This is a genomic window from Frankia gtarii, from assembly GCF_025403375.1.
Taxonomy (GTDB): Bacteria; Actinomycetota; Actinomycetes; order Frankiales; family Frankiaceae; genus Frankia; species Frankia gtarii.
On the sequence record NZ_JAMPTM010000293.1, the window covers coordinates 1 to 8156 of the forward strand.

At 72.1% G+C, this 8156-nt stretch carries 5 protein-coding genes; 1 reads left to right on the forward strand and 4 read right to left on the reverse strand.

Annotated elements, in window-relative coordinates:
- Positions 1–2377, reverse strand: a 2377-nt coding sequence (locus tag NBZ83_RS27305) for a winged helix-turn-helix domain-containing protein (RefSeq protein ID WP_261576065.1), incomplete at its 3' end; no start/stop codon positions are given.
- 649 nt (positions 2378–3026) lie between these two features.
- Between NBZ83_RS27305 and NBZ83_RS27310 the strand changes: the two genes are divergently transcribed.
- Positions 3027–4622 carry a WD40 repeat domain-containing protein gene (locus NBZ83_RS27310; protein WP_261569965.1) on the forward strand — a complete coding sequence of 532 codons (1596 nt, stop codon included), beginning with the start codon at positions 3027–3029 and terminating at the stop codon, positions 4620–4622.
- A 26-nt stretch (positions 4623–4648) separates the two neighbouring features.
- On the opposite strand, the gene NBZ83_RS27315 is transcribed toward NBZ83_RS27310, so the two are convergent.
- The 3 genes from NBZ83_RS27315 to NBZ83_RS27325 form a co-directional block, all read right to left on the reverse strand.
- Entirely contained in the window at positions 4649–6037 is a 1389-nt protein-coding gene (locus NBZ83_RS27315) for a hypothetical protein (RefSeq protein ID WP_261569964.1), read from the reverse strand.
- The gene (locus tag NBZ83_RS27320) at positions 6034–6768 is read right to left on the reverse strand and encodes a hypothetical protein (RefSeq protein ID WP_261569963.1); all 735 of its coding nucleotides are present in this window, start codon (positions 6766–6768) and stop codon (positions 6034–6036) included. The genes NBZ83_RS27315 and NBZ83_RS27320 overlap by 4 nt, the downstream gene beginning before the upstream one ends.
- A gap of 462 nt (positions 6769–7230) precedes the next feature.
- Positions 7231–8156: PKD domain-containing protein (locus tag NBZ83_RS27325; protein ID WP_261576066.1), on the reverse strand; the 926-nt coding region annotated here is incomplete at its 5' end.

The following is an 8156-nucleotide window of genomic DNA, read 5'->3' on the forward strand; positions in this document are numbered from 1 at the left end:
GTGCGGGAAGGCCGGATGGCCCGGGGCCGGGCGATCGGCTGCCCTGGGCTCCAGCCAGCTCGGCGAGGCGTGCGATTCCCTCGCCGATTCCGGACTCCGCCGCGATCCGCAGGGCGGTCTCGTACGGATGAGGTCGGCAGGGTCCGCCCGCCGCCGGGTCGACGCCCCGCGGCGGTGCGCTGGCGAGCAGCGCGAGCGCGTGCGGAGCCGGGCCGAGCCGGGCCGCCGCCCGCAGGATCGGCGCCGCCTCCTGCTCGCCGGGGATGGTCCCGGCCCGCCGCGAGGCGAGCATGCCCGCGCAGCGAGCCCAGGTGGCGAGGGCCGGGGCGGCAAGCTCGTCGAAGCCCCCCGCGGTCTGCTCCAGCGCCACCGCCACCTGCTGGAAGGCCCGCCGGTGCGACGGCACCTCGCCCCCGGGTCCGACGTGCCGTCGGGCCCGGATGGGAACGTCGAGGCGGAGGCCGGCGGGGGCCTCGTCGACCTCCTCGACGGTGTCGTCGGGCAGCGTCAGCGCGGCACAGCTTCCCAGCAGGGTGATCACCAGTGCTCCCCAGCGGTCGCCGGCGATCGCGGCGGCATCGAGCAGATGAACGATGTGACGGCGGCCGGCGCGCAGCCGCATGGCCTGGATCCCGGCCGCCACCCGCAGCACAGCCGGAGACCCGAGCAGCTCGGCGGCCGCCATGGCAGCCTCGACCACCTCGTCCGCGGTCTCGTCCACGGCCGTCTCCGGCATGAGCACGGCGCAGGCAGCGCGGCCGATCGCGGCGGCTGTCTCAATGCTCGGGCTCGCCCCGATCCCGCTCGTGATCAGGGTGAACCGGCGGCGGGCTAGGCCGATCTCGCCACCGACGAGCGCGGCGACCCCACGAGCGAGGGCCATCTGCGGCGTTTCTGCCGGGCCCTCGACGTGCGGTGCCGGGTCGACCAGCACCGCGCGTAGCACCCCGACCCAGGTCATCGTCCTGCTCGGTGCCGGATGCAGCCAGTCGTCGAGGGCGGCCTGCTCACGGGCGACCCGGACCGGCGTCTGTGCGCCGAACGCGGCCGCGGCATCCCGGTAGGCGTTCGCGGCAGCCGCCAGCGATCCGTTCGCCGTGAACCGGCGGGCCATGGCCAGCAGCACCCACGGGTCGGAGTCCCGGATGGACGGGGGAAGCAGGTCGAACCAGCCGGCCGGGTCCTCGGCGAGCCGCTCGCCATCCTGGCCGAGCAGGCGGCGTACCTGATCCCAGTCGCCGCACCGGCAGTAACACAGGACCGCTTCGCGCAGCACGCCCTCGCCTTCGCAGAGCCGCGCGGCCGCTCGGTGCACCTCGTTCGCCCGTGTCTCGCCCAGCTCGTGGACGAGCCGTTCGAGCAGGTGCACCCGCAGCACCTCGTGGTAGTGGTAGCTGCGCCCGTCGTCCTCGACGAAGGTGAACAGCCCGCGGCGCTCCAGCTCGGCGAGCTCGGTGGCGCTGCCAGTCCGGCCGAGCAGGCTGTCGCAGCGCCGCTCCGTGAGGCGGTCGAGCACGCTGGTCTGGATCAGAAAGTCCCGCTGCTCGGGGCGTACCGCCTCCAGCACATGCGTGGTGAGGTAGTCGCGGACGAGACGGGTGTTCGCGAGTCCGGAGAGGATCTTCGCCCGTTCGGAGGGCGGGCGGCCACGGGTCGCAAGGTGGAACAGCTGCAGCCCCGCGGCCCAGCCGTCGGTGCTGCGAGTCAGTGCGGCGACCTCGTCGGGCCGCAGCCGTACGCCGTGGCAGTCCCGGAAGAGCTCTTCGACCTCCCAGGTGCGGAACCGCAGCGACTCGGCGTCGAGCTCGCGGATCTGCCCGGCCAGGCGGAGCCGGTGCAGGTCGAGGTCAGGGCGCCAGCGGGCGGCGGCGAGCACACGGACCCGTGAGGGCAGGTAGTCGAGCAGCGTCTGCACCGCGTACTCGGCCGGCTGGCCATCGATGGTGTGCAGATCGTCGAGGACGATCAACAGATCGCCGCCGAGTCGCCGTTCGAGGTCGGCGATCGCGTTCTCGATACCGTCCCAGGGCAGGTCGCCCGACCGCTCCGGGATCATGGCCTCGTCGTGCGGTGCGCTGGACGAAGATGTGGATGACCGCCCCGTCGTGGTCGTGGCACCGGCGGTGACTGCGGCGTGCAGGTGGGCGAGGAACGAGCCGACGTCGCCGATTCGGGCGTCGAGGGTCAGCCACGCGGCCGGGCATCCGGCCACCCGCGCGATCTCGGCCAGCAGCGTCGACTTTCCCGCGCCGGCAGGCGCGACGACAAGACCGACCCGGTAGGGCGCTGACGCGCCGAACAGGCCGGTCAGACGTTCCCGGCGCACTCCTGCCGCCGCGGGCGGCCGGACCCGGGCCGGCAGGACAGTCGGAGGCACGCCCGGACTCATCGCGGCGCTCGCGCAACATCTCGCCGCATCAGAAGCAATCAACAGGTCGCCGCGAACGTCTCATCGGGAGGCGCTGCGCTGATATCACGTCGTGATGGCGACCGACTGCCCGCGCGGCGACATTTCCGCAACGGTCGACGGGGCGGGACCCGCTGTAGCCGCCTCTCCTGTCGCTGCTGGTCCGCGGGCCGCCGTCGACGGCGAGCGGCAGGCCGGCGAGGACGGCCGCATGCCCGATTCGCCTGTGCTGGTGTGCCGGTGCCCTTCGTATTCCACGCAGAGTGCTCTTTGCGCTCAAGCGTCCCCCCCGGAACGGCCGAATCGGTGACGTCGGTTTCAGGATGGGGCCGTGCAGAGCGGGGTTGACGAATTCTGACATAACTTGACACACCTGGCCGCCAAGGCCGGACCGGGTCCATCGCCCGGTCCGGCCGCAGCCCCGGTCCCACGCTGTGGCCGGGACGGCAGGCCGCTCTGAGAAGAACCATCCGGATGGCCCCTGACCTGCGGAAACGCATGCTTCCCGAAGGGGTTTCCGGCAGGTTCACTGGCCTGTTCCGGGCTTCGTTACAATCTGGATCATCCCATGCGATGGGGTTTACGTTTTCTGACACTCCGAGATGCGGGGATCTCCGTGATGTCGTCCGACGATCCGACCGACCTGGCGGCGTCCGGCCAGGGCGAGGCTCTGACCAGGCTGCGAAGCCGGTTACAGGAGCTGTACCTCACCGGCGGCAAACCCAGCTATCGGAAGCTGGCGACCGACACCGGCGCGATGAGTCAGACCACCGCGCACACGATCATCCGGTGTGAGCGTCTGCCCCGGTGGGGCAACCTCGAGCTGATCGTGGAGGCGCTGGGTGGCGACATCGAGGAGTTCCGCCTGCTGTGGGTGGCCGCACATACGGGTGTCCCCGTCCCCGAGGCGACGGCGGCGCCGGAACTCCCGGCACAGCCGGAATCCCCGGCACAGCCGGAATCCACCGTGGCAGAGGAAGCCACAGTAGTGAAGGAACGCACCGCGCAGCCGGCGGCCGTCGAGGAGCCCGCGGCCGCGGTACCGGAAGGCACCGCGCCCGCCGCAGGGCCGTCCTTTCTCAGCCGGCGCCGCGTTCTTGCCTCGCTCTCCGTGGTGCTGGCCGGGGTGGGTGCGGCTGTCGGCGTCCCGGCCTGGCGGCACGACGAGAGCTCCGCGGCCGGCAGCCCGCCATCGCGGGATGCCGGTGCGCTGTCCCCGTCACCGAGCCGTGCGGGCGCGCCGAGCCGTGCGGGTGCGCTGTTCGGCGGTCCCCTCGCCGGTAACCACGGCGCGGTCTGGACGGTGGCCACCGCCCCCCTGGACGGCGCGGTGATCGTCGTCACGGGTGCGCAGGACGGGACACTGCAGGTGCGGGACCTGGCCACGGGTAGCTCGCGCGGTGGCCCGCTCACCGGTCACACCAGACCTGTCTACTGCGTGACGCCGGGCACCGTGAACGGCCGGTCCGTCCTGCTCTCCAGCGGTGTCGACGGGACGGTGCGCCTGTGGGACCTCACGTCCCCTGCCCCCGTCGCGCGCGTTCTGGGGGGAGCGGAGGAGACCGGGGCGATCAGCAGTGTCGCGTTCGGCACGGTGGGCGGCAGGCCCGTCGCCGTCTCCGGCGGCGACGACGGTGCGGTGCGGCTGTGGGATCTGGCTGCAGCCGATCCCTCCGGGCGGCAGCTCGGTGAGCGGCTCGCCGCACCGGTCAAGGCGGTCGCTTTCGGCACGCTGGGCGGCAGGCCCGTCGCCGTCTCCGGCGGCGACGACCGCATCGTTCGGCTGTGGAATCTCACTGACCCCAGCCCCACAGGCAGGGCTCTCGGAGGCCACGGCGGCACGATCTGGGACCTGGCCATCGGTGTCCTCGGCGGTAGGACATTCGCGGTCTCCGCCGCCGACGACGGGGCGACCAGCGCCTGGGACCTCACCGCGGCCGCCCCCACCGGCCGCCAGTTCGGCCAACGGCTCAGTACGGCTGTCAAGACGGTCACGACGGCCACGCTGGGCGGCAGGGGTGTCGCACTGGCCGGCGGCGACGACGGGGCCGTGCGGATCTGGGATCTGAGCACCGGTGAGCAGAACGGCGCTTTCCTGACCGGGCCCACCTCCGGCGTCGAGACCCTCACCACCCGCCGCGTGGACGGCCAGACCATCGTCCTCGCCGGCCTCTGGGACGGCACCACCTGGAAATGGAACCTGGGTCCGGCCTGACTCGGCCGCGCCGGGCGTCCAGCGGATCAGGCGTCCACCAGGAAATCGATCTCGCTGATAGCGACCTGGTTTCCCGGGGCGGTCGCCGCGTCGTAGGCGTCGACGATCCAGACCCTGGCCAGCTGGGTGTCCTTCCCCGTCACATTCAGGAGCTGTGGTTCCGCGACCTTGAGTAGATCCTTGAACTGACATTGCTCGTCCCCGAACTGGATCGCGATCCGTTTCGGTCTGACCTGGGACGGCGCCGCCGGATCGTCCTTGGGAAGACCGGCCCGGATCGAGACGTGATCGATGCGAACAGACCTGGCGAAGGTCAGCACCAGGATCGCGCTGCGACCGACGGTCTTCGAACACGTCTCCCCGATCGCTTCGTCGGGGTTCCAGGCTGTCACCCAGGCCCGGTTCCGGTACCCGTCGACGGCGAACATCGGCGGGTACCCGCGCAGATCCCGCTGCGCCGGCGTGACGCCGACCCCCGAGACGTCGACCTCCTTGTAGGAATGGGGCAGGACACCTGAGATCCGCCCGGCGGCCCAACCACGGGTGCTGCCACTGGCCGGCCCGGCGAGGGCGAGCACCACTGCCACGGCAAGGAGACCCGCGGTCGCCCGGAGAGCCACCACCCGGTTCGCGAGTGGACGATCGTAACCGCGCCGCCCGCCCGCAGCGGCGCGCATCTGGCGGTCGAAGCGGCGCCGTTCACCCGCGCCCGCCAGCGCGGGCCGCGGGCCGGGCGTGGTACCGGGCGCCGTATCCGCCGGGGATCCGGTCTGGTCGTGCACCAGGGTCTGCCCGCAGGGGCAGAAACGGCTTCCCGGCGGGTTCTGCCGCCCGCAGCGGCACCTCACCTGCGAGCCCGCGGTACCGGTGCCGGTACCGGCACCGTGCCAGTCCGACGACGGTCCGAAGGTCGACGTCGCGGTCAGCGGCTGCTCGTCGGGACGAACCCCGCGGTAGCCGTCTGCTGTCCCCGTGCTGTGATCGTCGTCGTCGAAAAGCCCCGCGATCGGCACGGCGCGCAGACCGGTGGTGTGCGTGTCACGGCGGACCCGGATTCGCCCGCCAGCGGCGCGGGACGTACCGGGCTGCGCATCCTGGCCGGCCCCCGGGCCGCGGGGCGGCGCCGGCTGGCCGTCCGGCTGAACGCCGGCCGGGGTCTGACGGGGCCCGGGGGCGCGCTGCCTGCCGGGCCCGGGCATCGGGTCCCGACCCGGCGAAGCCGCCGGGTCGGCAGGCGATCCGGGGCCGCCCGTGTCGGCCCCGCCTCGCGCCGTCGGTGGGGCGCTGGTCCGATCGCCGCGGGGGCGGGCGCCCTGCTGAGCAGTCTGGGCGCCGGACCACAGGATCCGACCGCAGCCGGCGCAGAACTCGATGCCGTCGGCATTGTCCCGCCGGCACTGTGCGCAGATCGTCATCGGAGGTCACCCGCATCGTCCGGCCCGTCCGGCCCGTCCGGCCCGATCGGCCATAGCGTGCTGGCGGACCTTGTCCGGCCTGTGAGCCGGCCACCGTCCACCAGCAACGACGCCGCCCGCGCCGCGGTAGTCCGCCCGTCCTCGTCGTCCTCGTCGGAGGAGTCGGGTGCGTTGTGGGCGCTGGCATGGTGATCGTCGCGGCTGTCGAGGAGCCCGGGTGGCGCAGCCGTCGCCACGTCCGTATCGGAGGTGCGCGGCGGTGACGATCCGCGCCGCTGCCTCCAGCCCCCGGCCGCCGACCTGTCCCGGCCGGCGGATTCGGGATCGGTCTCCGCTGTCAGGTCGGCACACTCCACCGGATCGGCCAGCCCCGCAAGCACCTCATAGGCATCCAGCGGCTGGCCGTCCGACTCGGCGATCTCGAGATGCAGGCACGTCGCCGCGGCCGGTGACCGGTCGTGGCGGTGCTCGGCGACGACCGCGACGACCTGCCCGGCCTGGACTCGGGAACCAACCGGGATCAGCCCTCGGACGCCGGTGTACCGATAACCGAAGCCATCGTCGCCGCTGAGGACGAACGGCGGCCCCGCGACGACGACGCCGTCGACGACCGCGTGGACCCGGTCCTCACACCGGGCCGGCAGCCGTACCCCGAGCCCGGCCGGCGCGGGGACCAACAGCGCACCGGACAGCGGCTGGCAGCGCGGCCGAGGTCGGCGGCCCTGGCCCACGGACAGCTCCGGCGGCCGACCGTCACCCGGCGGTCGCGGCGCGGGGTACGCGGCCGGCGGAGCCGTATCGCGGGCGGCCGCTGCTGGACCCATCGCGTGGGCCTGATCCGGCACCCGTGGGACGGAACCAGGCTCCGCGCCGTCCCCCGACGGAGGTGGCGGCCCGATGCCTTCACTGTCCGCCGGGTAGGAAGCGAAGAGGGCTGCCAGCCGACCGTTGTCGTTTCCTCCGGACGCCGACGGTACTTCTTCCGCTACCACTTTTCGTCATCCCCGTCATCTGCACCGGCGCGAGATCTCCCGGGAGCGCTTTCCGGCACCCCGCCCGTCCCGTCGGCAACTTCGTCTCAACGGCATGAATGGGATCAAAACGGCTACAAGGTGAGTCTGCCGTGAACGGACGCGAGTGTTTCCCCTACAGGCAACCCAACGTAACATCATCGTCCGATCGGTGGACGTGAATCAGCCCTGTCCTGTCCCGCCCGGGCCCATCAGCCCGGGCGTCTCGGGTGCAGGCGCGGGTGCTGTGCCTGCGCAGGTTATGGAGTAGTATCCGCGGGCGCCCGTGGCGCCGCCGATGATTTGCAGCTGTTCCCAGCTCGACCACGTCTTGCCAGGCCCTGCGTCCTTCATCGAGCTGGCGGTAACGGTCTTCGTTCCTGGGCCGCTGAAGGTTACTTGACCCGTCCCACCTCCGTTGACCACCCACTGGTATTCCACGGACCCCGCGGCGTTCGCGGTGATGGTGGCGGTCAACGTGATTTCCTGCGGACAGGGGTGCGTACCTGAGTTCGGGCTGACCGTGGTCGGGCCCGGCGTGGCCTCGAACCGGGGCTGGACGGTGACCGTGGCGGTGTCCGTCGCCTTCGCCCCGGAGCTTTTCTTCCGCACGGTCAGAGTGACCGTATAGGTGCCTGCGGAAGTATAGGTGTGGTTGGCGCCGTTGGCCGTCGCAGGGCTTCCATCTCCGAAGTCGAAGGTGTAGGTCTCCTGAGGATCGACAACGTGGCGCACGGTGGATTCGGCGGTCACCGTCAGCGGTGCCCCACCCGAGGTGGGAGTGACACGCAGCGAGGCCAGCGGCGGCGCGCACTCGCCGTCGGTGCGGGCCTGTACCGGGTACGGCTGGGAGCGTGCGGACGACCCGTTCGCCGCGAACACCGTCCCCACCAGACTGAAGGCGTCACACCCGGTTATGTCGACCCGGAAGTTTCCCCCGCTGTCGTGGGTCACCTTCGTCCCCGCCGCCGGGGACGCCTCCAGGGCGAATCGGGTCGCCGGTGCACCCGTACCGGCGACGATCGCAACCTCCAGAGAGGTTTCCGAAGCCCGGTGGACGTCGAGGGTCGGTGTGGCCGGTGCGATGGGCTGCTGGTCGGGCGGGGGTG

Bases quoted from the DNA above. Each gene is read 5' to 3' on its own strand.
- NBZ83_RS27310 (WP_261569965.1), top strand. From the start codon at position 3,027: ATGTCGTCCGACGATCCGACCGACCTGGCGGCGTCCGGCCAGGGCGAG.
- NBZ83_RS27315 (WP_261569964.1), bottom strand. From the start codon at position 6,037: ATGACGATCTGCGCACAGTGCCGGCGGGACAATGCCGACGGCATCGAG.